The sequence below is a fragment of the Holdemanella sp. DFI.5.55 genome (genome assembly GCF_020593575.1).
Classification (GTDB): Bacteria; Bacillota_I; Bacilli_A; order Erysipelotrichales; family Erysipelotrichaceae; genus Holdemanella; species Holdemanella hominis.
Map to the genome: position 1 here is coordinate 1 of NZ_JAJDMK010000415.1, position 226 is coordinate 226.

Here is a 226-nt window from a genome sequence, read left to right on the forward strand (position 1 = left end):
TTAATAGATAACTAGAGTTAAAACATTCGCTGCTGCATGCGTTCTTCTAAGCGTTGAATCTGTCCTTCCAGATAATTTGCCTGACGATGCATCGCTGCCATCGTTGCATCCGGATCATTAAGTACCTCAAAGGCGCGATTGCGGTAGCGGCGGTGTTTTTCAAACTGCATTACGCCGATTTCTTCTGCGCTGGCCACCAGACCATCGTAACGCTTCAGCATAGTCT

General features: G+C 47.3%; 1 protein-coding gene. It reads right to left on the minus strand.

All coding sequences use genetic code 11. The features are described 5' to 3' along the window. Positions 1-17: 17 nt before the first annotated feature. Positions 18-226, minus strand: a 209-nt coding sequence (locus LJE08_RS14630) for a hypothetical protein (RefSeq protein ID WP_227403669.1), incomplete at its 5' end; no start/stop codon positions are given.